General features: G+C 45.7%; 18 protein-coding genes. 15 read left to right on the forward strand and 3 right to left on the reverse strand.

Translation table 11 applies throughout. From position 1 onward, the window contains the following. Window positions 1-4 precede the first annotated feature (4 nt). From VF412_RS01750 to VF412_RS01765, 4 genes are all read left to right on the forward strand, one after another. Complete coding sequence (locus VF412_RS01750; RefSeq protein WP_331337473.1) at window positions 5-3,223, forward strand: efflux RND transporter permease subunit; 3,219 nt, start codon at window positions 5-7, stop codon at window positions 3,221-3,223. Next, on the forward strand, window positions 3,220-4,473 hold the full coding sequence (locus VF412_RS01755; RefSeq protein ID WP_331337474.1) for an efflux RND transporter periplasmic adaptor subunit: 1,254 nt from the start codon (window positions 3,220-3,222) through the stop codon (window positions 4,471-4,473). The genes VF412_RS01750 and VF412_RS01755 overlap by 4 nt, the downstream gene beginning before the upstream one ends. Then, on the forward strand, window positions 4,470-6,062 hold the full coding sequence (locus VF412_RS01760; protein WP_331337475.1) for a TolC family protein: 1,593 nt from the start codon (window positions 4,470-4,472) through the stop codon (window positions 6,060-6,062). Before VF412_RS01755 ends, VF412_RS01760 begins: the two co-directional genes overlap by 4 nt. Before the next feature lie 94 nt (window positions 6,063-6,156). Next, window positions 6,157-6,378, forward strand: coding sequence for a hypothetical protein (locus VF412_RS01765; RefSeq protein WP_331337476.1), 222 nt, complete (start codon window positions 6,157-6,159; stop codon window positions 6,376-6,378). Here the strand turns inward: VF412_RS01765 and VF412_RS01770 are convergent. Then, complete coding sequence (locus VF412_RS01770) at window positions 6,375-7,340, reverse strand: zinc-binding alcohol dehydrogenase family protein (protein WP_331337477.1); 966 nt, start codon at window positions 7,338-7,340, stop codon at window positions 6,375-6,377. The two genes, VF412_RS01765 and VF412_RS01770, sit on opposite strands and share 4 nt — an antisense overlap. 340 nt (window positions 7,341-7,680) lie before the next feature. On the opposite strand from VF412_RS01770, the gene mraY reads away from it, so the two are divergent. From mraY to murC, 6 genes are all read left to right on the forward strand, one after another. Further along, entirely contained in the window at window positions 7,681-8,757 is a 1,077-nt protein-coding gene (gene mraY, locus VF412_RS01775; protein ID WP_331337478.1) for a phospho-N-acetylmuramoyl-pentapeptide-transferase, read from the forward strand. Window positions 8,758-8,761: 4 nt separating this feature from the next. After that, window positions 8,762-10,150, forward strand: a complete 1,389-nt coding sequence (gene murD, locus VF412_RS01780; protein ID WP_331337479.1) for a UDP-N-acetylmuramoyl-L-alanine--D-glutamate ligase — start codon at window positions 8,762-8,764, stop codon at window positions 10,148-10,150. 141 nt (window positions 10,151-10,291) lie between these two features. Beyond that, window positions 10,292-10,732, forward strand: coding sequence for a hypothetical protein (locus VF412_RS01785; RefSeq protein WP_331337480.1), 441 nt, complete (start codon window positions 10,292-10,294; stop codon window positions 10,730-10,732). Between the two features lie 70 nt (window positions 10,733-10,802). Then, the gene (ftsW, locus tag VF412_RS01790; protein ID WP_331337481.1) at window positions 10,803-11,948 is read left to right on the forward strand and encodes a putative lipid II flippase FtsW; all 1,146 of its coding nucleotides are present in this window, start codon (window positions 10,803-10,805) and stop codon (window positions 11,946-11,948) included. Window positions 11,949-11,976: 28 nt separating this feature from the next. Then, window positions 11,977-13,047: an undecaprenyldiphospho-muramoylpentapeptide beta-N-acetylglucosaminyltransferase gene (murG, locus tag VF412_RS01795; RefSeq protein ID WP_331337482.1), complete on the forward strand. Its 1,071-nt coding sequence runs from the start codon at window positions 11,977-11,979 to the stop codon at window positions 13,045-13,047. After that, window positions 13,044-14,405: a UDP-N-acetylmuramate--L-alanine ligase gene (gene murC / locus VF412_RS01800; RefSeq protein WP_331337483.1), complete on the forward strand. Its 1,362-nt coding sequence runs from the start codon at window positions 13,044-13,046 to the stop codon at window positions 14,403-14,405. Before murG ends, murC begins: the two co-directional genes overlap by 4 nt. A 180-nt stretch (window positions 14,406-14,585) precedes the next feature. On the opposite strand, the gene VF412_RS01805 is transcribed toward murC, so the two are convergent. Beyond that, a complete protein-coding gene (locus VF412_RS01805; protein WP_331337484.1) occupies window positions 14,586-15,110 on the reverse strand; it encodes a YceI family protein in 525 nt (174 codons plus the stop codon). A 213-nt stretch (window positions 15,111-15,323) separates the two neighbouring features. Then, window positions 15,324-16,847: a methyl-accepting chemotaxis protein gene (locus VF412_RS01810; protein WP_331337485.1), complete on the reverse strand. Its 1,524-nt coding sequence runs from the start codon at window positions 16,845-16,847 to the stop codon at window positions 15,324-15,326. A 204-nt stretch (window positions 16,848-17,051) separates the two neighbouring features. Between VF412_RS01810 and VF412_RS01815 the strand changes: the two genes are divergently transcribed. From VF412_RS01815 to VF412_RS01835, 5 genes are all read left to right on the forward strand, one after another. Then, window positions 17,052-17,798, forward strand: a complete 747-nt coding sequence (locus VF412_RS01815; protein ID WP_331337486.1) for a cell division protein FtsQ/DivIB — start codon at window positions 17,052-17,054, stop codon at window positions 17,796-17,798. Between the two features lie 155 nt (window positions 17,799-17,953). Beyond that, window positions 17,954-19,210 (forward strand): cell division protein FtsA, encoded by a 1,257-nt coding sequence (gene ftsA / locus VF412_RS01820; RefSeq protein WP_331337487.1) that lies wholly within the window; start codon window positions 17,954-17,956, stop codon window positions 19,208-19,210. A gap of 104 nt (window positions 19,211-19,314) precedes the next feature. After that, a complete protein-coding gene (gene ftsZ, locus VF412_RS01825) occupies window positions 19,315-20,982 on the forward strand; it encodes a cell division protein FtsZ (RefSeq protein ID WP_331337488.1) in 1,668 nt (555 codons plus the stop codon). Continuing rightward, a complete protein-coding gene (locus tag VF412_RS01830) occupies window positions 20,982-21,728 on the forward strand; it encodes a UDP-2,3-diacylglucosamine diphosphatase (protein ID WP_331337489.1) in 747 nt (248 codons plus the stop codon). The genes ftsZ and VF412_RS01830 overlap by 1 nt, the downstream gene beginning before the upstream one ends. A gap of 74 nt (window positions 21,729-21,802) precedes the next feature. After that, on the forward strand, window positions 21,803-23,050 hold the full coding sequence (locus VF412_RS01835) for a metallophosphoesterase (protein ID WP_331337490.1): 1,248 nt from the start codon (window positions 21,803-21,805) through the stop codon (window positions 23,048-23,050). Window positions 23,051-23,082: the final 32 nt, after the last annotated feature.

Here is a 23,082-nt window from a genome sequence, read left to right on the forward strand (position 1 = left end):
CGTCATGTGGATCGTTCGTTTGGCACTTCGTCGTCCCTACACGATTGCCGTTTTCTGTATGCTGCTTTTCCTGGGAGGTATTCTCAGCATCAAGTCGATGTTGATCGATATCTTTCCGACCATCGATATTCCTGTCGTTGGTTTGATCTGGAATTATCCTGGTCTTTCTGCCGAGAACGTCGAGAAGCGCGTAACATTATACTCTGAACGTAGTATCACGACCTCGGTGAATGGGGTTTCGAAAATTGAATCTACATCGACTCCAGGTACGGGCTTGGTTAAAGTTTATTTCCAACCGGGCGCCGATATCGGTTCTGCGATCGCGCAGATTAGTGCATCATCAGCGTCGGCATTGCGTTCGATGCCTCCCGGAATGCAACCTCCGGTGATCATTCAATCAAATGCGTCGAGTGTTCCGGTTGCTCAGATCACGATTTCGAGTGAATCCATTCCCGAAGAAAAACTTTTCGACTACGGCTTGAACTTTATTCGATTGAAGCTTTTTACGGTTCCTGGCCTGGCGACACCGGCTCCTTATGGCGGTAAAAGTCGTCAGATTAATATTGATGTCAATCCGACAGTTTTGAACTCGAAAGGTCTTTCCTCCTATGACGTCCTATCGGCTTTAACAGCCCAAAATATTATCTTACCAGCAGGTTCCGCTCGTATCGGCACGTTTGAATATGATGTTGCCTTGAACTCGAGCCCGGAGTTGGTGGAGGAATTCAAGAAGATCCCTATTAAAGTCGTAGGTCCTCAGGTCGTCACAATCGGGGATGTTGCCGATGTCAGCGACTCGTTTGCGGATCAGATTAATATCGTTCGTGTTAATGGCCGTCGAGCTACTTATTTGAACATCTTGAAAAAGTCAGACGCATCTACTTTGGATGTCGTGGATAAAACGAAGAAAACAATCCCAACAATTTTAGCGTCAGCTCCAAAAGGCATGAATCTGAAATTGGACTTTGACCAGTCAATTTTCGTTCGTTCTGCCATCATGAGCGTTTTGCGCGAAGCTTTGATTTCATCCGCTCTGGTTTCACTGATGATTTTGCTCTTCTTGGGAAGCTGGAAGAACGTTGTCGTGGTTTGTACGTCGATTCCTCTGGCGATCCTTGCGGCAATCATTGGTTTGAAATTTACAGGGAACTCTATCAATATCATGACGCTAGGTGGTCTTTCACTTGCGATCGGGATGTTGGTCGACGATGCCACGGTGGCGGTCGAGAATATCCATCGTAATAGAACTCTGGGGTTACCATTAACAAGAGCGATTATCGTTGGTGCTGAACAAATTGCATTACCTGCGATCATGGCGACTTTGGCGATTTGTATCGTATTCTTCCCGGTTGTATTGATCACGGGGCCGGCGAAATATCTATTTACGCCAATGGCACTTTCCGTTGTGCTTTCGATGATGGCCTCTTATGTTTTATCAAGAACACTTGTGCCACTTCTTTCAAGGATATTGCTGGCAAAAGAAGATCATTCGGCGGGACATGATCCCGAGCACGAGGCGTTCCCTCGCTTCGCTAAATTCTTCAGAAATCTTGAAACGGCGTATGGCCGTCTGCTTAAAAAATTCCTCGAAAATCGTCCGTTCGTTTTGTGGACCGCATTGGGTGCTTTCGTTATTACACTGTTAACTTTGACTGTCATTGGTCGAGACTTCTTCCCGGTATCAGATACAGGATTGATGAAGATCCACTTCAGAGCCCCATCGGGAACTCGCATTGAAGAGACGGAAAGATTGGTCGCACAAGCAGAAGATCGTATTCGTGCCATCATTCCAAAGGAAGAGTTGAGCACGATCAATACAATGATCGGTATTCCGACTTACTTCAACTTGGCCTTCGTATCTACGGACAACGTAAACGGCGGAGACGCAGAGATCTTTGTGGCTTTGAAGGAAGATCATAAGCCCACAGATAAATATGTTAAGAAAATCCGTGAAGATTTGAATTTGAATTTCCCGGGATCGACGATTTACTTCCAGGCTGCGGATATCGTGAGTCAGGTCTTGAACTTTGGTGTTTCTGCTCCGATCGACGTGCAAATCGAATTTGCTGACGTCAATAAGTCTTACCAAATCGCGCAAGAGCTGATTCGTAAGATGAAGACGATCCCTGGTGCGACGGATGTCACTTTGAAACAAGTATTCGACTATCCGACTTTGCGCATGGATGTGGACCGTGTTCGTGCAGCTCAAATGGGTGTTTCGCAAAGGGACGTGGCGAATAGTATGTTGATCAGTCTTTCAGGTTCTTCGATGGTTGCACCTTCGTTTTATCTGAATCCGACGAACAACGTGAACTACCCTGTGGTTGTGAAGGTGCCAATGGCTCGTTTGAGCAATGTGGGTGATTTACTTGTAACTCCTGTGACCTCGTCGCTGGGAGGAGGCTCTGGTGTCGTTCCGGCCGTGGGGCAAAATCCACAAGCGCAAACTCAACGTTTGGGCAACCTCGCGACGATGAGACCTGTGACAGAGATGAGCTCGGTGAGCCATAACAACGTTCAACGTGTCTTGGACGTAACGGCGAACGTTGAAGGCAAAGATCTTGGATTTGTTTCTTCTCAGATAGATAAGCAAATTGCTTCTCTGGGACAGCTTCCAGCCGGGATGAAAATCACAGTTCGTGGCCAAGGTGAGGTCATGAATGATTCTTTCAAAAGCTTGGGCTTGGGTCTGATCATTGCGATCTTCCTGGTTTATCTTTTGATGGTTGTATTGTTCCAGTCATGGATGGATCCATTCATTGTCATGGTTGCGGTTCCAGGTGCTTTGATGGGCATCTTGTGGATGCTTCTTTTGACAGGTACGACAATCAATGTGTCCTCGTTCATGGGTTCCATCATGGCGGTGGGTATCGCGGCGTCGAACTCGATCTTGATGGTCAGTTTCGCCAACGAACTGCGTGTTGAAAAAGGTATGTCACCCATTGATGCCGCATTGGAGGCAGGTATCACGCGACTTCGTCCTATTTTGATGACAGCGTGTGCGATGGTTTTAGGTATGATGCCAGCGGCTCTCGCCTTGGGTGAGGGTGGTGAGCAGAATGCCCCGCTCGGTCGTGCGGTGATCGGTGGATTGTGTATCGCTACATTCATCACGTTGTTTGTAGTTCCAGTTATTTACTCTTTATTAAGAATTGAAATGCCAGCGAAACATACGTTGGACGAAAAATTGAAAGCGGAAGAAGAAGAAGGGCTGATGCCATGAAAAATTTAGTACATTTTCTATTAAATGAAATTCGCTCGATCTATAAATCGATTATGGCTTCCTATCATGCGGCTCCGCCTGAATTGCAAAAAGGCGCGCGGCGTATTCTAGGTGGGGCCTTGACGGTTGTCGTTTTGTTCATCGTATGGACGTACGGTAGCGCTTTCTATGAGCAGCACAAACTTGAAGAAGAGCTGGCGAAGGGCCCACAGGTAAAAACTGCGAAGGCGACCCTGGCTCCGGCAGAGCGCACAGTGAAGCTTCTGGGTGAGGCAAGACCGTATGCTGCGGTGACCTTGTATGCGAAGGTCAGCGGTTATTTGAAAACAGTGAAGGTTGATAAAGGGGATGTTGTTAAAAAAGGACAAGTCCTGGCAATTATTGAATCTCCCGAAACTGACAAGGCATACGAGGGAGCACTTTCAGATGCTCGCAATAAGAAAGCCATTTCTGACCGTATTGCGAAATTGCTTGAACGTGATCTGGTTTCTCAACAAGAGGCCGATAACGCGAAATCAGATGCTGAAGTTGCCTCTGCTCACTTGCAGTCGGCAGAGGTTTTGAAATCCTATGAAACCCTTAGAGCTCCGTTTGATGGAACGATCACGGCACGCTTCGCTGATCCTGGTGCCTTGGTACAAAATGCGACAGCTTCACAAACAAGTGCATTGCCAGTGCTGGCGATCTCTCAAGTGACTGAGCTTCGTGTGTATGTTTATCTTGATCAACGTGATGCGATTTTTGTTTCCAAAGGAACACCTGTCAGCATTTCATTGACGGAAAGACCTGATTTGAATCTGACAGGTCACGTGGCAAGGGTTTCCGGTCAATTGGACGAAAAGACTCGTATGTTGTTGGCTGAAATCGATTTGGACAACAAGAAATCTGACATTGTAGCGGGAAGTTTGGTCGAAGTTTCATTGAATCTAAAAACAGTTCCCGGCGTGGAAGTACCGGCGGAAGCACTGGTTCTTCGCGGTGGCAAGACAATGGTGCCTGTGATCGATCAAAACAACGAGGTCACTTACACTGAAGTGAAAGTTGTGGATAACAGCGGTAAAAGCGTAAAAGTACAAAGCGGTCTTCAAGAAGGCCAGACTGTGGCCTTAAATTTGGGTAATACCGTAGCTGACCACGGTAAAGTACGCCCGGTGAAAGATCCGGCAGCACCTTCTGGAAATGACAAAGGCGATAAGCCTTTGGTGGGAACAACGGTGTCCCCAATTAAGGCAGCGGGAGCTAAAGAATGAAAAGCCGAAGCGTCTGGAAAATAATTTTTGTGAGCTTGGTGCTGAGCTTATCAGCCCATGCTCAGGAAAGTGCTCCAGCTGCGGATAACGCTGCCAGTGCGAAAACAAGCACGACTGCGGAGCCTGCAACTGCTGCAGCACCCATCGATACAGCTTCTTCAAAATCAGAAGCTGAATCAAAAGAAGTTGATGCGCAGAAACCAAAAGTTGTGCGCATTCAGGAAACTGTAGAAACAGAGCCACCTCTTGTCGTTGAAGAGGCGCAAAGAACTGCTAAAGATAAAACATTGACGTTGGAAGATAGTATTTCAATGGCTATTAAGTCATCGACAACTATCTTGAAAGCGCAACGTGACCGCGAGTTCGGCGGGACGTTGGTTTTGCAAAGCTATTTGCAATTCCTTCCGAATCTAACGGCGCAAGGTGCTTACAACTACAATAAAGGGAAGACCTATCTTGTGAGTTCGACCCCGACACTGGTGAATAGCTCAAGTTACGGTCCAAGCTACACGATCTCGACAACGTTGAATCTGTTTAATGGCTTTAGCGACATCGCGGCATGGAAAGCTGCCGATGAACGCAGAGATGCTTCTGAAAAAACTTTGTTCCGCGCAAAGCAGCAGATCTCTCTGGATATCACTCAATCTTATTTGCAGGTAGTTCTTGACCAAAAACTTGTGAAGATTGCAGAGAAAAACTTAAAGGCATCGAAAGAGCGTCAGACTTTATTGGAAGAGCAAACAAAAGTGGGCATTCGCAATAAATCTGACTTATTCCGTCAACAAGCGCAAACGAGTCAGGACGAGGCCTTCTTCATCACAACTCAAAACAAGTTGAAGACAGACATGATTACATTTCTGCGTAAGCTGCGTATCAGTCCGGATGAGCAATACTTGTTGATCGAGCCCGCACTTGAAGAGCAAGTGACGAAGCTTGAAAAGAATGTGTCCAAGATGTCTGAAGAGGAAATGGTTCGTCAAGCGCTCGAAAATCGTCGCGACTATGACGTCGCAAGATTGAATGCGGAAGCGACAAGCCATGATGTCACATCCGTGCGTTCGGCATACTTCCCTCGCTTGGATTTTGTAGGAAGTTATTTGTCCAGTGCCAGAGCATTTGACTATCAGTATGTGAATGGCACCAACATGGCTCCGGCATCAGCGCCTTCTTTTGAAGATCAGCTGCGCGATCAAGGTTCCTACTATTATGGTCTTGTGTTAACTTGGAGTCTCTTTGATCACTGGTCAAATTCGACCAACGTTGAACGGGCAAAAGTCACTGCATTCAAAGCGAAAATCGATTCAGAAGATTTCCGCAATCAAGTTGTGGGTGAGGTTCGCCAGGCGATCAATGATTATAAATCGGCAGTTCAACAACTTGAAGCTTCTGAAAAAGGTTTGATCGCTGCTCGCAAAGCTTACGATGTCAGCGAAGGTCGCTACGAAGTTGGTTCGTTGAACTATGTAGATCTTTCCGTAGCCCAAACGGCCCTAGTGCAAGCCGAAGCCACCAGAGCACAGGCTTTGATCGGCTATGAATTACAAAAGCGCGCCGTGGACTATGCTCTAGGCACAATGGCGGTGGAATAGAGTCGCTCCAAGAAGTTTTTACTTGGTGCAAGTTGACTCTGAATCCTTGGCCTTTTCGTTGCAATACGACCTTCCTGCGAACAGGGGAGGTCGTATGAAAGCAGCCATCACACTTATCACTTTTCTTATTACCATCTTAATTCAAGTCGAAGCCAGGGCTGATCGCAGTGCAGACGAGATCATCGCGGATGTAAATCATTTGACCGTGCAGATGCAACAGGTTCGCTCGATGGAAGAACAAGCGCAGTTGCAGAAGCAACTTCAAGCTCTGACAAAAGAATTCGCAGAGCTTATCCCCGAAAAGAAATCCAATTAAGGTCGAGTAAAGACCAAACGATCGTTACCGAAATCTTGATTCCAAACATTTTCTGCTTCAGTCATGGGGCGTGTGACGTAATCTACTTTAAGATCGGCGCGCGTCGCTACTTTCAAGGCCTCGCCAATGACTTGAACTAAGTCTTTATCACTCACGCTGCCAAGTCCGCTGCCCATAATTTCCAAACCTGTGCTGCGCAAAGCGGACGCAGGCATATTGATTGTGTGACCGCTAATAGAACCAATTTGCACAAAGCGAATCGGACGGTTGTTGTGATGAGATCCCTTGCCGCCGATAGCATCAATAATAGCTTCTGCGGAAGATCCCCACAGATAATCCAAAACAACTGACACGTGATCGCGACTGATAGCCTCACGGAATTGTGCAGACAATAGTGAGGTTTCTTGTTTTAGCGAAATCACTTCGTCCACGCCGATCGAACGTAAATAATCCAAGCTGTTTGGATCACGACCTGTAACGATGATTTTCTTTGCACCTAAATGACGCGCGATTTTTACTGCAAGACGACCTGAAGTTCCGGTCGCTCCGTTGATCAAAACGGATTCGCCAGCAACCATCTTAGCCCGATGACTTAGAGCTGCCCAAGAAGACATTGCTGGATTCGCAATAGAGGCCGCCGTCTCATCGCTCACATCATCGGGAACGGGAACACAAAGATCCTTATGGACAAGTGACTTTTCACCCATAGCACCAAAAGGTCTTTTCGGAGCAATAAAGAAAACGCGAGTGCCGTTAGAAAGTTTTCCCACTCCATCGGCGCCGGGAACAAATGGAAATGAAGCCACTGAACTATAGTGAGTGCCGTTGGATTGTGCCTTCACCAAGTTGCTCAGTGCCGAAGCCGCAACTTCGACAACAAGTTCATCAGGACCCGCTATAGGGTCTTTGAAATCCATCCAGCGCGGAGTTTTTTTGAAATCTTCAACGACGATTGCTTTCATGTGCACCTCGGCTTTATCAGAATGAATTTATCGCCGAGGACGGGCAATAGAATTTTAAGATCGTCTGGGGCTTGAAAAGAAGCGGCACGTTTAAGCGCTTTGAATACTAATTTCATCGTGAATCGTTTCTCCTGATAGAGTGCGCTTTCTTCAGAGTTTGGAGTTTTTCATGTTGAATCGCACGCTTCGTGTCTCAAGGACCGCTGAATAAAGGATCTTTTGATTTTGAAAAACCAAGTGATTACATATACTTATGAAATAAATGTTGTAATGAAAGGTCTAGTTATGCTAAACCCTTAAAGTTCCTAGTTATTTCAATAATTTCCACGGCAGGGGATTCATGCTTTATCAATGGCTCTATTCAATGGCGGATCATTTTTCTCCGTTGAATGTCTTTCGCTACATCACAGTTAGAACGTTCATCGCTTTCTTCACATCTTTCTTACTTTGCTGGATGTGGGGTCCTTACTTTATCAAACGCTTGCAGCTAAAACATTTCGGTCAAGCGATTCGCGATGACGGCCCTCAATCTCATAAGAAAAAAGCAGGAACTCCAACAATGGGTGGAGGCTTGATTCTTCTTTCGACTTTGATTCCATGTCTTCTTTGGGTGGATATGATGAACCCACTTGTGTGGGCGGTTCTTATCATCACATGGGGTTTTGGCTTTATCGGTTACATGGATGACTGGTTGAAAGTAAGCAAAAAGAATTCAAAAGGTCTTTCTGGTAAAATCCGTTTGGCTGGGGAGTTCTTGATCAGTGGTCTTGTAGTTGCTTACTTGGTTCAGTACCACAACTTGAGTACATCCGTGACAATTCCGTTCGTGAAGTCATTGTCATTTGATCTTGGCTATTTCTATGTCGTATTTGCTGCATTGGTGGTTGTTGGAACCGCGAACGCTGTGAATCTAACAGACGGTTTGGATGGTCTTGCGATTGTTCCCGTGATGATCTCTGCGGCGACTCTGGGTTTATTTGCATATGTGACAGGTCACTTTTCTATCGCGAGCTATTTGCAAATTCACCATGTTGTGGGTGCGGGTGAGCTGACTCCGGTAGCGGCGACGATTGTTGCTGCTGGGATGGGTTTCTTGTGGTTCAACGCTTATCCGGCACAAGTGTTCATGGGGGATGTGGGCTCGTTGTCCCTCGGAGGCTTCTTGGGTTCTATGGCGGTGATCACTCAGAATGAATTGTTGATGGTTGTCTTGGGTGGTGTTTTCGTTGTTGAAGCATTGTCCGTAATCACTCAAGTGATTTCATTCAAGATGACTGGCAAGCGTGTGTTTAAGATGGCTCCGATTCATCACCATTTTGAATTGGGTGGCTTGACTGAAACGAAGATCATCGTTCGTTTCTGGATTATTTCTATTTTATTGGCAGTTTTAAGTTTGGCGACTCTCAAATTGAGGTAAGAGCATGTACAAAGAGTATAGTGAATTAAAAGACAAAAGAATTTTGGTTGTGGGTCTTGGTAAGACGGGTGCGTCTTTAGCTCACTTTCTAACGAAGCATGGCGCGCAAGTGACTGTCACAGATCACAAATCGAAGCCAGAGCTTTCGACTCAGTTAGAGCAATTGGGTGAGTTGCCAATCAAATTTGAATTGGGTGGTCACAGTCCTAAAACATTCATTGCGCAAGATTTGGTGATCTTGTCTCCGGGTGTGCCTTCGAACTTGAAAATCTTTGATTATGCAAGATCTCAAGGTATCAAAATCACGGGCGAGTTCGAATTCTCGGCGGGATTTATCAAAGAACCCATCATCGGTTTAACGGGTACGAACGGTAAGACTACTGTCGCTCGTTTGACGGAAGCTATTTTGAACGCTTCAGGTATCAAAACTTGGGTGGGTGGCGCGACTGAAAAACCATTGGTCGATTACTTACGTCTTGATGAAAAAGCTCAAGTTGTGATCGCAGAAGTTTCTAGCTTCATGCTTGAACATTGCGATACTTTCAATCCAGGTAATATCGTATTCACGAACTTGGCTGAAAATCACTTGGATCGTTATCGTTCCATGGAAGAATACGTCAATGCAAAACGTCGTATCTTCAAAAACACAAACCAAGCGACGACTAGTATTTTGAATGCAGACGATAATGCGGTTGTCGAGTTGGCTCGTGATCCAGCGGTTCAACGTGGACGTATTTTCTACTTCTCCCGTAAACCAGCTTTAGAACCACAGATCATGAACATCGGTGGTGCAGTGAATATCGGCGATGAAATTCGCGTGCGCACGGGGCCAGAGATCGAAACGTTCAATATCAAGAACATGAAAATGCGTGGCAAGCACTCTGTGGAAAACATCATGGCGGCTATTTTGGCGTCACGTGAACATGGTGCAACTCGTGAAGCAGTTCAAAAAACCATCGAGACTTTCCAAGGTCTTCCTCACCGTATTGAATACGTTCGCAAAGTGGGCGGCGTTCAATTCTACAACGATTCTAAAGCTACAAACGTTCACGCGGTTTTGCGTGCGCTTGATACTTTCGATGAAAACGTGATCTTGATCGCGGGTGGCAAAGACACCAATTTGAACTATGAACCTCTTCGTACGGCTGTGAAAAGAAAGGTAAAAACCTTGATCTTGGTCGGGGAAGCGAAAGAAAGAATTAATCGCGACCTTGGTGACTTCTCTGAAACGTTCTTGATTGGTACGTTCGAGGAGGCGGTTTTGATCGCTTATCAAAAGTCGAGAATTGGTGATGTTGTTCTATTATCTCCGGGTTGTTCATCTTTTGACATGTTTGACAGTTTTGAAGAACGCGGCGATTATTTTAAAGAGATCGTGAGAAAATTTCACTGAGTTGTTTGTCTGCACTTCGGCTTCGCCGAAGTAATAAATTACTCGGCGATCGCTTCGGTTTATCTGGAGCGGAAAAAACGATGTGAAACATCAAAGGCTCTCAGTACGAGGGCCTTTGTTTTATAAAGCTAGGAGGGCTTTGTGTTTCGTGTTTGTGCTATTGCATTGTTACCACTATTCCTTCTTTCCGCGTGTGCATCTGGCACATTCAAAGCCCGCCAAGAATTGCGTGAAAAAATGGCCGTTAATTCCGGCTTGTACTGTGAATTCATCAATGGTGATCAACACCCTGACACTGACGTCGAGTTGAACATGCAAATGGCTCGTCGTTGTGATGCAAATCGTCCCTTCTCGATCACGAATTATAAAAATGCCTCTGATCAAATTGGTGTGATGTATTGTTGCGCAATGCAAGGTCACGAACCTAAAGTAGTGCGTCGGGAAAGACCACAACAAACACAACGTTCTGTTCTTGCTCCGGCGCAGCAGCAAGCTCCAGTTGTCGCTCCAGCAGCGACAGTGGTGAAGCCGGCAGAGACTCCAAAAGCCGATGAGTCCTCTGACGATATCGTAGAAGAATAGGGTCCAGTTTTTCCTCTAGCCTAGACGTCAATCCGGACTTCTGATTACACTAAAGATCAGGAGTTCCACTATGTTGAGATACTTATCCAGCAGCTTGTTTTTGGCCATCATCACCCTTTTGGGGATTGGCCTTGTTCAGGTTTACTCATCAAGTTTTATCTTTGCCATTGAATCCTACGGTGACGGTTTGTTCTTCTTCAAACGTCAGTTGATCTTTGCGATCATCGCGGTGGCAGTTTTGATTGGCACCATTCACATTCCATTTAAATTTATCGAAAAATTTGGTTGGGCTTTATGGTTCATCGCAACACTTTCGGTGATGGCGACATTCATTCCGGGTTTGGGAGTGCGTGTCGGCGGTGCGATTCGTTGGATTCAATTGCCATTGGGAATTCGTTTCGAGCCGGGGGAACTGTTGAAGATCTCCTTCTCGATGTGGTTCGCAAGTCTGCTATGTCGTAAAGACAACATTCTAGGACGAGCAAAGTGGCAGTGGTTGATTCTTGCGATGATCGCTCCTATGTTGCTTTTATTAAAACAACCTGATTTTGGAAGCTTTGCGATTATCACGATTGTGGGTGTCGCTCTTCTTTTTGCTTTCGGCTTGCAGTGGAAATACATTGTGGGTGCGGTCGCTGTGATCATTCCGGCATTTTACTTCCTGGTGATGTTGGTTCCTTATCGTCGGGCTCGTGTCTTGGCTTTCCTTGATCCATGGTCCGATCCGGCTCAAAAAGGATTCCAAGTCATTCAGAGTATGCTCAGCTTTCACTCAGGAGGCTTAACAGGAGCGGGGCTTGGGCAGGGGCAAGGGAAATTGTTCTTCCTCCCAGAGGCGCACACTGATTTCACTTTGGCGGTCCTAGGCGAAGAGATGGGTTTTGTGGGCTTCGTCGCGATCATGGCTCTTTATGGATTTGTGGTTTTCAGAGGGATTCAAATCGCCGTCAAAGCTGAGGAGCCCTTCAAGCGTGCTCTTGCGCTGGGTCTCAGCGTGACTTTTGGTCTGAGTGTGTTTATCAATGCAGGCGTGGTTATGGGACTCTTGCCAACGAAAGGTCTGACTCTGCCGTTCCTGAGTTACGGTGGAAGCTCTCTTGTGGCATTATGTTTTATGTTCGGCCTGATTTTGAATATCGAGAATTCTTTCGAAGAAGACAAATTCTCTCGTCGCTTCGGAACTTCACGATGGACTTCGGCCAAGGTGAAAAATTAATTTAGATTTCTGAAACGGAAAAAGATCCATGAGTAAAAGAAATATTGTGATTGCCGGTGGAGGAACTGGCGGACACATTTACCCGGGCATCGCAATTGCTCGGGCGATCCAAAAAGTGGATCCAAGCGTGCAAATTCATTTTGTCGGTACGTCACAGGGCCTTGAATCTAAGATTGTACCCCGTGAAGGTTTTCCTCTTCATCTGATCGAATCCGGTCAGCTTAACGTTAAAAGTCCTATCAAAAAGCTTAAGACCTTGATGAGGATTCCCTATGGACTGTGGCAGTCCGTGCGTTTGTTGATGCAATTAAAACCTCTGTATGTAATCGGTGTAGGTGGATATGCTTCCGGTCCGTTTGTATTGGCAGCAAGTCTGATCGGATTTAATACGGCAATCTGGGAACCTAATGCGATGCCGGGGATGGCGAATCGTTTGTTATCTCGTTTTGTTGATAAGTGTTTCGTTGTTTTTGCCGAGTCTAAGAAATTTTTGAAAAATGCTTCTGTGATTCAAGCGGGGATGCCTGTTCGTCAGGAAATTGAGGATGCAGTCCATCTTGGTGATAAAGACCACAAATTCCATTTGCTTGCTTTTGGGGGCAGTCAGGGCTCGCGTATCATCAATAATGCGTTGAGTGACGCCGTGTTAAGTGGCGGTGAGTGGACGAAGGATCTTTCTGTCGTTCATCAGTTGGGTAAGTTTGATTACCAAGATGTCTCGGCAAAATATCAAAAAGCAAATTGTGAAGTTGAAGTTCACGAGTTTATTTATGACATGCCTAAATACTATAAATGGGCAGACATTATTGTCAGTCGTGGTGGCGCAAGTTCTATCGCAGAGGCGGCGGCCTTTGGCATTATTCCAATTATTGTCCCACTTCCAGCAGCGGATGATCATCAGCAAAAAAATGCCGAGATTTTGGTGGCGAAAAATGCCGGTCGCATGATTTTGCAGAAAGATTTAACCCCTGAAAGGTTGATTTCAGAAGTCCAATCTTTACGTCAAGATAAAGCATTGCGAGAGGAAATGGTTCGGAATATAAAGAGTCTTTATATTCCTCAAGCAGCGACGACGATCGCAAAGGAAATCTTGCAATGAAACTACAAAGCGCGAAATTTCATTTTGTTGGAGTGGGCGGAATCGGTATGTGTGGTCTTGCGGAGCTTTTGCACAACATCGGTGCGAAAGTGACTGGCAGTGACATCTCTGAAAATGCCAATACCGATCGTCTGAAAGAACTGGGTGTAAAAGTTTATAAAGGTCATGCAGCCTCAAATGTTGGCGACGCCGACGTTGTGGTTTACTCAAGCGCGATTCAATACGGCAATCCAGAAATTTCTGAGGCTCGTGCTCGCCAAATTCCATTGATTCCAAGAGCCGAAGCCTTGGCCGAGATCATGCGTTTAAAACGTGGTATCGCAGTGGCGGGAACTCACGGTAAAACAACAACAACTTCGATGACGTCGGCGATCTTTCTTGAGGGCGGCATGAGCCCTACAATTGTTGTCGGTGGTCGTTTCGAGATGATTAAGTCCACGGCGATGCTAGGAAGTGGCGAGTGGCTTGTGGCTGAAGCTGATGAGTCCGATGGCAGCTTCCATAAGTTGTCGCCAGAAATTGCGATCATCACAAATATCGATTCAGATCACTTGGATCATTTTAAAACTTTTGAAAACTTGCAAAAGAACTTCTTTGATTTTGCTTTGAAAGTTCCATTCTATGGAAAAGTCATTGCGTGCGGAGACGATCCCATCGTTCGTCAAATCTTTGAAAACTTCCCGAAGCGTATTTTATTTTATGGCTTTGATGAAAAGAACGATTTGGTTTTAAGCGGTGAACAAGGGGATTACTCTTTGTTCCGCAGTGATCGTTTGCTGGGAACTCGCCACTTAGTTGGTAAATTCCAATTGAACGTTCCAGGTCGTCACAATGCTTTGAATGCAGTGGCAGCGATCTGTGCTGGTGTGGCAGCGGGCATTCCGTTCAACACGTGTGCAGCGGGCTTAAAAAGATTTGAGGGTGTGGATCGCAGATTCCACTTCAAGGGCGAGAAAAAAGGCATCCGTATTTACGACGACTATGGCCATCATCCAACAGAGGTGCGAGCAACTTTGCAGGCCTTCCGCGAAAGATATCCGAAGCGCCGCTTGGTGGTTTATTTCCAACCCCACAGATTCTCTCGCACGCAACATTGCTGGCATGATTTCACGACTGCATTTATGGAAGCAGATCAGTTGTTACTTACTGACATCTACCCAGCCGGGGAGTCTCCGATTCCAGGTATTAGCAGTGAAAAACTTGCCTCAGAAATGAAGCATGAAAATGCGCAGTATTTCCTTCGTGACGATAAGGCCAGTCAGAAGATCGTATCAATGCTTAAAGATGGGGATGTGTTCATCACTTTGGGTGCGGGTGACGGCTGGAAGCTTGGTCTTGATGTTTTAGAGAAAATCTAGAAGTTAAAATTGAACTGACTTTGAAACTTACGATTCATTAAGTGCAATAAAAAGGCAATAAAAAGCCCAGCAGAGATGCCGGGCTTTTTACTTTTTTTGGGGACTCGCGAGCATTTGTTTCGGTGACGGGAGGAAGTGATTCGCACAAAACACTTTGCACCGAAGCTAAGTCTTCGCGGCCTATTGTTTCGCAAATTGAATTTCAAGTGTGATGTTCACATCGTCGCCGACTAGCACACCACCGGCTTCAAGGGCCGCATTCCAATTCAAGCCAAAATCTTTTCTTTTGATTTTAGTTTGTCCAGAGATACCGATTTTTGTGTTACCCCATGGGTCTTTCATTTCAGAAGAAGGACCTTCAACAGCGATCACAACTTCTTTTGTCACACCGTGGATGCTCAAATCGCCAGTGACTTTAAATTCTTCATCAGAACCTTCGATTTTTTTAGATTTGAAAGTAATAGAAGGATATTTTTCTACATCAAAGAAATCAGCACTTTTCAAGTGAGTGTCACGTTGTGCTTCGCGAGTATTAATACTTGCGGTTTCGATAGTAGCTTCAACCGAAGATTTAGAAACATCAGAAGCATCGTATTGAAGAGTTCCGGAAACTTTATCGAAGGCACCGTGAACTTTTGCGATCATCATGTGTTTGATTGAGAAACTTACGCTTGAGTGAGCGGGGTCGATTTTCCAAGTAGCCATATTTTCCTCCTAAGGAAAGCTTGTTTTATGGACCTAGTATTCCACTGCTTTCGTTGTTGCAGTAGACCCCAAATATAGAAAACATTGTTGCAAATATGTACCCCCAGGGTCATTCTTAAAGACAGCGAAACCGCAGAAGTCTCTGCGGTCGATAATTAACACGAAGTTGTTCGCTTGGGGCAGATTGTTCTAACTTGAGACGATGGGTAGGGGTTAGTTTTGGCCCGACACCAATTGAGTCAACTGTGAAACGACAGTTTTCATGACGGTCGATTGACTGTTTAATTCCTCAGAAGCGGCAGAACACTCTTCTGCGGAGGCGCTATTGGCTTGAGTGATTTTTTCCATATCAGATAAAGCCTGAGTAATCTGTGTGATGCCGGCTTCTTGCTCGTTGCTAGCTGTGGAAATTTCTGTGTTTAAGTTTGCAAGTTGTTCAATGGCGACGACGATCTCTTTTAACGAGGCTTCGCTCGAACGAACCACCGCATGACCGTATTCGACTTTGCTAGTGCTTTCGTTGATTAGATGCGAAATTTCCTTCGCCGACGTCGCACTTCTTTGGGCAAGGCTGCGCACGGCTTCTGCCACGACGGCAAAGCCTTTTCCGTGCTCACCAGCGCGAGCAGCTTCCACCGATGCATTCAGGGCCAATAAATTTGTTTGGAAAGCGATGTCATCGATAACGGTGATGATTTCTTCGATCTTTTTAGAACTCGCGGAAATCTCGTCCATGGATGTCGTTAGTTTGCGAACCTCGTTTTCGCCTTGATGAGCTTTGTCTGCAGCAGTCTTTGCAAGATCTCTGGCGAGAACGGCATGTTCTGAATTGCGCTTTACCATACTCGATATTTCTTCCGTGGAAGCGGATGTTTCTTCGATAGACGCGGCTGCTTGCACAGATGACTGTGAGAGTGTTTGACTAGACACTAGGATTTCTTGGCTTGCGTGCGACACCTGATCGCCCGCTGAATTCAATTTCACAATCGCAGAATGCAAGGACAAAAGGTTCATACGGATTAAGATGAATGAGACGACTAAAATCAGGGCGGAAATCAAGGCTGTCCAAAGCAGAATCGACATGCTTGAAGATTGTGCCGCAGCTTTAACTGGCAACGTTGATGAAGTTACGGCAAAGACACCGTGAAGTTTTCCGTCTTTCCAATTCTCCATGCGTGCGCCAAGAATATCCTTGCCATTTTTCCAAGGTGAGGTCGCAGGGTCTCCATGGCAGATCAGACATCCTTGTGATTCGGAAAGCCTGACGGGGCGATAGACGGTGATAGATTCATCTCCATTCTCAATAAGTTCTGGGAATTTTGGGTCCGCTTCAAAACGTTTTAAGATTTCCATTTCACTCGCAGTAGCTTTGTTTTCTGACTGACGAGGTTCATCTGAAAAGACGCGGAATTTGTAAGAGTCTTTTTCAGCTCCCTCGAAGCCGACCTTAATGGCTGCGAAGACGGGGACTCGGCGTAAAATGCGATCTTGGATTTCCTTATTAAGATCTCCATTGGGAAATGCTGCCACTGCACGTTGAATTTCTGCTTCAAGTCCGCCTTGAGTGGCTACGTAGGACCGAATCGATTCCAGACGTGATAAAATAGCACGGGATTTTTCAACAAGTTGCTCGCGCCCCTGCTTGTGAATTTTGGAAGATGAAATCCCTACGGCTGCCAAAGTGCAAATTACGATGGAAATGGCGATGTTCAAAATAATTTTAGTTCCGAGCTTCATAGGCAAAACCTCTTTTTTGGCGCGTGTCTCTATCGGGAGATGATTGCAGGAACAATATAGAAGCAGTGTCGCGTTTGTAACGAATCCACCCTGGGATTGCCCTCGGTCACTACCTAGGTCCTGATTTAATTCTCTATTTCATTGTGAATCCATTTATTGTTAATCTAAAACTCACGACAGCAGAGGATTTGCGGAGTAGTTTCAGTGAAGAAGTTAATATTTAAACTTATCTTTGGTTTTATTGTTCTTCCTGCATCTTTGGCTGGAACTCTTTTTTATCTGAACAAGAACGGCTTCTTTAATATTCAAAAAATCGACATCGTTTTGGAAAATCCCACTCCGGGCCAAGAGCAATTCTTGAAGCCAAATGTTGATGCGCTTGAAGCTGCGTTGGCGAAATATAAAGGCACATCCCTGTGGCATATCAAATTGCGTGGACTCTCGAAAGAAGTTGGCACATTTGCATGGATTGAAAATTCCATGATCTCTCGCAGCTGGCCCTCAACGTTGTCTGTGAAAGTTCGTCCTTACGAAGTGAAACTATTGTTCATGAGCAAGAACGGAAAATTGATTCCTATTATTAAAGATGGATCTTTCTTAGAGCCGATTGAACCGAAGCAAGCACCTGATGTTGCACTTCTTGATGGTGATTCTTTCGCAAAGAAAAATGAGCTTCGGAAAAAAGCAGTGAATGTAATCGAACAAATTCCTGCTGAAGGATCGTTCAGTAAAAAAACAATTTCTGAAATTCGCTTCGATGATAAAGAAGGTTTTTGGATGACCATGATCAAGACCGGAATTCGTGTGAAAATCGGTGAAGATCAAGTGGCACTAAAAGCTGCTCGTGTCAGTCAGGTCGTCGACTATCTCGAAACTCGCCAATTTGACGCGCGCGTCATAGACGCGAATCTGTCAAAGAAAGTCCTTGTCAGGTTGCGTAAGGATCCCTAAGCTTAAGTCTGGAAGACCGATCAAAGTCGGGCCGTAGTCCGTCTAAAATTTGCGAAATGATTTTGCAAATGGTTTTCCAACAATAAGTTTAACTGCTTAGTGAAGGCATCCACGGAACATAACGATGTGAAAGCCTTCCGATTTGAGGCTTAAGGATGAGTACATCAAAACCGAAAGCTCCCGTGTTGGCTGGTCTAGATATTGGTTCTACCAAAGTTTGTTTCGTTATCGGAACAGTCAATCCCGAGGGAAAAATTGAAGTAGCAGGAGTTGGAACAGCTCCGAATACTGGCATCCGTCAGGGTGTTGTCGTTAATATTGAAGCCACTACTGAATCCATCAAAAAAGCAAAAGAAGAAGCAGAATTGATGTCTGGATACTCTGTCAGCGATGTCTGGGTTGGAGTTTCTGGTACGCACATTTCTTCTTTTGATTCTAAAGGTATGGTGGCGATCAAAAATCGCGAAGTGACAACTTCCGAAATTGATCGCGTGATCGAGGCAGCAAAAGCTGTTGCTGTTCCTGCAGATCGCACAGTTCTACACATTCTTCCAAGAGAGTTCAAAGTCGACGGGCAAGACGGTATCACAGATCCTGTGGGTATGTCTGGCATCCGTTTGGAAGCTCAGGTTCACATTGTGACTGGCAGTCAAAGTGCTATCAACAACACAGTTAAATGTGTTGAGCGCGCAGGTCTTAAAATCGCGGGTCTTGTTCTAGGTCAATTGGCTTCAGCGACAGCAGTGATTTCTAATGACGAGAAAAACTTGGGCGTTTGTGTTGTCGACATGGGCGGTGGTGCAAGTAATGCTTTGTACTTCGTGAATGGCAGCGTGGCTCACTCATCGACAATTCCGGTGGGTGGTCAGCACTTCACTCATGACGTGGCGGTGGGTCTTCGTACTCCACAGTTCGCTGCCGAAGATATTAAGAAAAAACATGGTTGTGCAATGGCTTCCATGGTGAATGAAAATGAAACTATCGAAGTTGAAGGTGTCGGCGGTCGTAAGGCTCGCGTGATTCCTCGCAAAGACTTGGCCGATGTTATCGAAGCAAGGGCAGAGGAAACTGTGAACTTGATCGCGAACGACATCCGCATGAGTGGTGTGATGCCAATGCTGGGTGCGGGCATCGTTCTTACTGGTGGCGCAAGTCAATTGGATGGTTTGGTTGAGATGGGCGAGTTCATCTTTGATATTCCAGTTCGTCGTGGAGCTCCGACACAAATCGGTGGCCTGACAGACGTTGTGAAATCAGGAGAGTTCTCTGCTGCAGTCGGTTTGTTGATGTACGGTTTGAGTCAAAGAAAAGATTTGTTGAATCAGAATCAGCAAGAGCCAGAGATCAATCTTGGTGAATCCCTCAACGGAATCACTAAGAAGCTCAAAGAGATGTTAGAAAAAGTTTTTTAAGTTTCAGATTACCCACTACTCTGGCGGAGCCGGAGTGAATGAGGCCTGGAGGCCTTATAGAAAATGCGGTACTTACCGCGCAACAAATATGTCGGGAGGGACACATGTTTGAACTAGAAGAGAATATCAATATCGGTGCTAATATTAAAGTTGTTGGCGTTGGCGGTGGCGGAAGCAATGCCGTAACTACAATGATCGCGGCAGACATGGGCGGCGTAGAATTCATCGTAGCAAATACTGATATCCAAGCATTGAACGCAAATAAAGCTTCTAACAAAATCCAACTTGGCATCGATTTGACTAAAGGTCTTGGCGCTGGTGCAAACCCAGATGTAGGACGTAGAGCGGCTATCGAGTCTTACAACGAGATCGTTGAAAAGCTAGAAGGCGCTGACATGGTATTCGTAACTGCCGGCATGGGTGGTGGTACTGGTACTGGTGGTGCTCCGATCGTGGCGAAAATTGCTCGTGAATTGGGTGCATTGACTATCGGTGTGGTGACTAAGCCATTCCAATTCGAAGGTAAAAAACGCGGCAAACACGCTGAAGCCGGTTTGCAAGAGTTGAAGGAAAACGTTGATACGTTGATCGTGATCCCGAATCAAAAACTTCTTTCTATCGCAGCTGAAAAAACGCCACTTCTTGAGACTTTCAAGAAAGCTGACGAAGTATTGTTGCAAGCTGTAAAAGGTATCTCTGATTTGATCAACATCCGTGGTTTGATCAACTTGGACTTCGCAGATATTCGCACTGTTATGTCTTCTAAAGGTATCGCAATCATGGGTACTGGTTCTGCGAAAGGTGAAAACCGCGCCGTAGAAGCAGCGACAGCAGCGATTTCTTCTCCTCTTCTAGAGAACGTAAAAATCGACGGTGCAACTGGCATTATCGTAAACATCACTGGTGGCTCGGATCTTTCATTGTACGAAGTGAACGAAGCAACGACTTTGATCACTGAAGCAGCTCATGAAGATGCAGAAATCATTTTCGGTGCTGTTATTGATGAAAGCATGGGCGAAGAAGTTCGCGTCACTGTTATCGCTACTGGTTTCGATGCTCACGAAGTGAAACTTGTGAACGATATGGCTCAAGTAAATCAAATGCAAAATTTCTTGAATCAACAGTCGGCTCAATTCGGCAACATGAACATGGGTATGCATCACCAAATGCCACAAATGCCTCAGATGCCACAAATGCCAACTATGCCGCAAATGCCTCAATTCCAAATGCCACAGATGCCAGTTATGCCGCAAATGCCTGCATCTATGGGACCTATGCCAACAATGCCTCAAGTGGAGCTTCCACCGATCGCATCTGTTCAATCTCAAGTGATGAGCTATGCTCATCCGGATTTGGCTCAGTCCCCGGGGTCTCCCCAGCCGCAGGTAACTGAGACTGTTGTTGTTCCGCCGGTTGCTCCAGTTTCTCCGCAAGTGGCGCAACAAGCAGCTCAGAATATGATGCCGCAAACTCCGGTTCAGGCTCATCAAGAAGTGGCAACTCCGATTCAGCCTCAACAAGCTGATGCAGGTGTTTCTCCTCGCGATATGTTGTTAGCTAAAGCTCGCGCTTTCAAAGAAAGCCAAGAGTTGAAAGCTCGCCACAACAATCCAGAGCAGTTGTCTATGAACGTTGATCATGAACAACAATCTTTGGAAGAAGCTCGCCGCATGGCTCGCGAAGTTTTGAGTTCTCCGTTCTCTAGCCAAAACTTGGAAGTTCCTGCGTTCATCCGCAAGAAACAAGGTTTTGATCTGAACAATAAAGAATAGTGGAAGCCTGGTTCATATCCGACATTCACTTAAAAACCGCTGAAGAGCGCAATGGGCAAATCCTATTGCGCTTTTTGCGTTCTTTACTTGAGAAAAATCCGAAGCAAGTTCATCTGTTCATGCTCGGAGATATTTTTGATTTGTGGATCGGTCCCAGTGAGTTCTTCGCAAGACGGTTTCCCGAGCACATGCAGGCCCTGAAAGATCTTATTGCCGCCGGCGGCAAGGTGACTTTCATTGAAGGCAACCATGACGTTCATGTAGAAAAATATTTTGAAAAAAAACTGGGCGTTAAAGTTTTTGTCGAAGCCCAGTACTTTCAAATTGATAATCTGAAGGTACGTGTCGAGCACGGTGATCTTATCAATTTAAATGACGAGAAGTATTTGAAGTATCGCGCTTTCATTCGTAATCCTCGTTATAAATTCATTCTATATATGTTCCCTGGCTGGCTATGGAATTGGGCTGGGACTCGCGCGAGTAAAAAAAGTCGTGATAAGAGTGGTGAATATCGGGCGCGCAACGAGGCTCAGCTTCTAGCAATGATTCGCAAGCACACGGAGCGAGCCTATCAGGAAGAGCCTTTCGACGTGATAGTCTCGGGACACATGCATGTTTTTGATGACCACATGACAACTGTAAATGGAAAGCCTGTTCGCACGGTGAATTTAGGTTCGTGGTTCGAAGAAAAGGTTCGGGTCTTTCACATTAAAGATGGTCAATGTGATTGGGTTGCTCTCAACTAATTTAAAAATAAGCATATGATTTGACCCCGGGGCGAGGCTTTTCTAAAGTTTTTCCATAGATAAATGGAGACTTTATGTCGAAGTATGCGCTATTGTCCTGTGGCCTTTTTCTTATGGCTTGTGCACAGAAACCTGTGACTTATGTAGGTCTTGCGGATCAAGAAAACTCGTTCGTAAAAACAATTCTGCCCAAAGGCGGATCTTGCCCATCTGTGACACTTGAAATGACAAACAAACATTTTAGCAGCTTGCCTTTGCATGACGGTAAGTTCGATGACGCTGCTATTTGCGAAGCGACTTTACCCAAAAATACCGCCGTGGTTCACAGCTCTGGCGGCGCAGTCACCATTCCCCAAAGTCCCCGCAAGATTGTGATCATGGGGGATACAGGTTGTCGTCTAAAATATGAAAATGGCAAAGGCATGATTCAAAAATGCGAAGATAAAAAAGAGTGGCCTTTTTCGCGTTTGATTCGTTCCGCTGAAAAAGAAAATGCTGATTTGATCATTCACGTTGGTGATTATCACTACCGCGAAGCATGTAATGACCCTGTGAAGTGCAAAAACTATCAGGGAACTTTGGGGTATGGTTATGCGCCATGGGCTGCGGATTTCCTGACTCCGGCAGACAGCGTTCTGCGTGAAAAGCCCTGGATTTTTGTTCGTGGAAATCACGAGGACTGTCATCGCGCGTATGAAGGTTGGAATAAATTATTATCACCGGTGGGTGAACAAACATGCGTGGATGATCAAGAGACTCGCTACACAAGTTTCGGAAATTTCCTCATTGTGAATTTCGATACGGCGTCTGTTGATGATCGCCCTCTGGATAGCAAATCAGCTCGTGCACAGGCGCTGAAGGCTCGCTACAAAAAAATGGTCGAGACGATCAATGCGCGTCCCGAAACAGAAGTGTGGTTGGTGACTCATCGTCCGTTCTGGGGTTTAGCACCAAGTTGGTCCGGGCCTGGCGTGGCACCGGTGAATGTGAACTTGCAAGCATTGACAGAGGATTTGCCATTGCCGAAAAAAGTGAAAATGGTTTTTGCTGGTCACATTCATTCATTTCAGATCGCAACAATTGCGCGCCACCCGGCTGAGATGATTATCGGTGAAAGCGGTACAGCTTTGGATCTTTATAGCGATGAAGCGCGTAAGATGATTCCTCAAGGTTACAACGTATTCCCTTCTGATCACGGTTACGCCTTATTAGAGCGCGATGCGAATAACAAATGGATCGCGACGATTAAGTCTTATGACGGCGAGACCGATTTTGTCTGCCATATCGAGGAATACGGCGTCCCTTGTATCGCTTTTAAATAAACAAGCAAAACTCCGGCTTTGACCGGAGTTTT

The organism is Bdellovibrio sp., assembly GCF_036384735.1.
GTDB lineage: Bacteria > Bdellovibrionota > Bdellovibrionia > Bdellovibrionales > Bdellovibrionaceae > Bdellovibrio.

What these genes read in the sequence shown, in the direction of transcription:
- VF412_RS01755 (WP_331337474.1), top strand. Translation starts at nt 3,220, where the DNA reads ATGAAAAATTTAGTACATTTTCTATTAAATGAAATTCGCTCGATCTAT.
- murG (WP_331337482.1), top strand. Translation starts at nt 11,977, where the DNA reads ATGAGTAAAAGAAATATTGTGATTGCCGGTGGAGGAACTGGCGGACAC.
- ftsZ (WP_331337488.1), top strand. Translation starts at nt 19,315, where the DNA reads ATGTTTGAACTAGAAGAGAATATCAATATCGGTGCTAATATTAAAGTT.
- mraY (WP_331337478.1), top strand. Translation starts at nt 7,681, where the DNA reads ATGCTTTATCAATGGCTCTATTCAATGGCGGATCATTTTTCTCCGTTG.
- VF412_RS01770 (WP_331337477.1), bottom strand. Translation starts at nt 7,340, where the DNA reads ATGAAAGCAATCGTCGTTGAAGATTTCAAAAAAACTCCGCGCTGGATG.
- VF412_RS01810 (WP_331337485.1), bottom strand. Translation starts at nt 16,847, where the DNA reads ATGAAGCTCGGAACTAAAATTATTTTGAACATCGCCATTTCCATCGTA.
- ftsW (WP_331337481.1), top strand. Translation starts at nt 10,803, where the DNA reads ATGTTGAGATACTTATCCAGCAGCTTGTTTTTGGCCATCATCACCCTT.
- ftsA (WP_331337487.1), top strand. Translation starts at nt 17,954, where the DNA reads ATGAGTACATCAAAACCGAAAGCTCCCGTGTTGGCTGGTCTAGATATT.
- VF412_RS01805 (WP_331337484.1), bottom strand. Translation starts at nt 15,110, where the DNA reads ATGGCTACTTGGAAAATCGACCCCGCTCACTCAAGCGTAAGTTTCTCA.
- VF412_RS01835 (WP_331337490.1), top strand. Translation starts at nt 21,803, where the DNA reads ATGTCGAAGTATGCGCTATTGTCCTGTGGCCTTTTTCTTATGGCTTGT.
- murC (WP_331337483.1), top strand. Translation starts at nt 13,044, where the DNA reads ATGAAACTACAAAGCGCGAAATTTCATTTTGTTGGAGTGGGCGGAATC.
- VF412_RS01750 (WP_331337473.1), top strand. Translation starts at nt 5, where the DNA reads ATGTGGATCGTTCGTTTGGCACTTCGTCGTCCCTACACGATTGCCGTT.
- VF412_RS01765 (WP_331337476.1), top strand. Translation starts at nt 6,157, where the DNA reads ATGAAAGCAGCCATCACACTTATCACTTTTCTTATTACCATCTTAATT.
- VF412_RS01760 (WP_331337475.1), top strand. Translation starts at nt 4,470, where the DNA reads ATGAAAAGCCGAAGCGTCTGGAAAATAATTTTTGTGAGCTTGGTGCTG.
- murD (WP_331337479.1), top strand. Translation starts at nt 8,762, where the DNA reads ATGTACAAAGAGTATAGTGAATTAAAAGACAAAAGAATTTTGGTTGTG.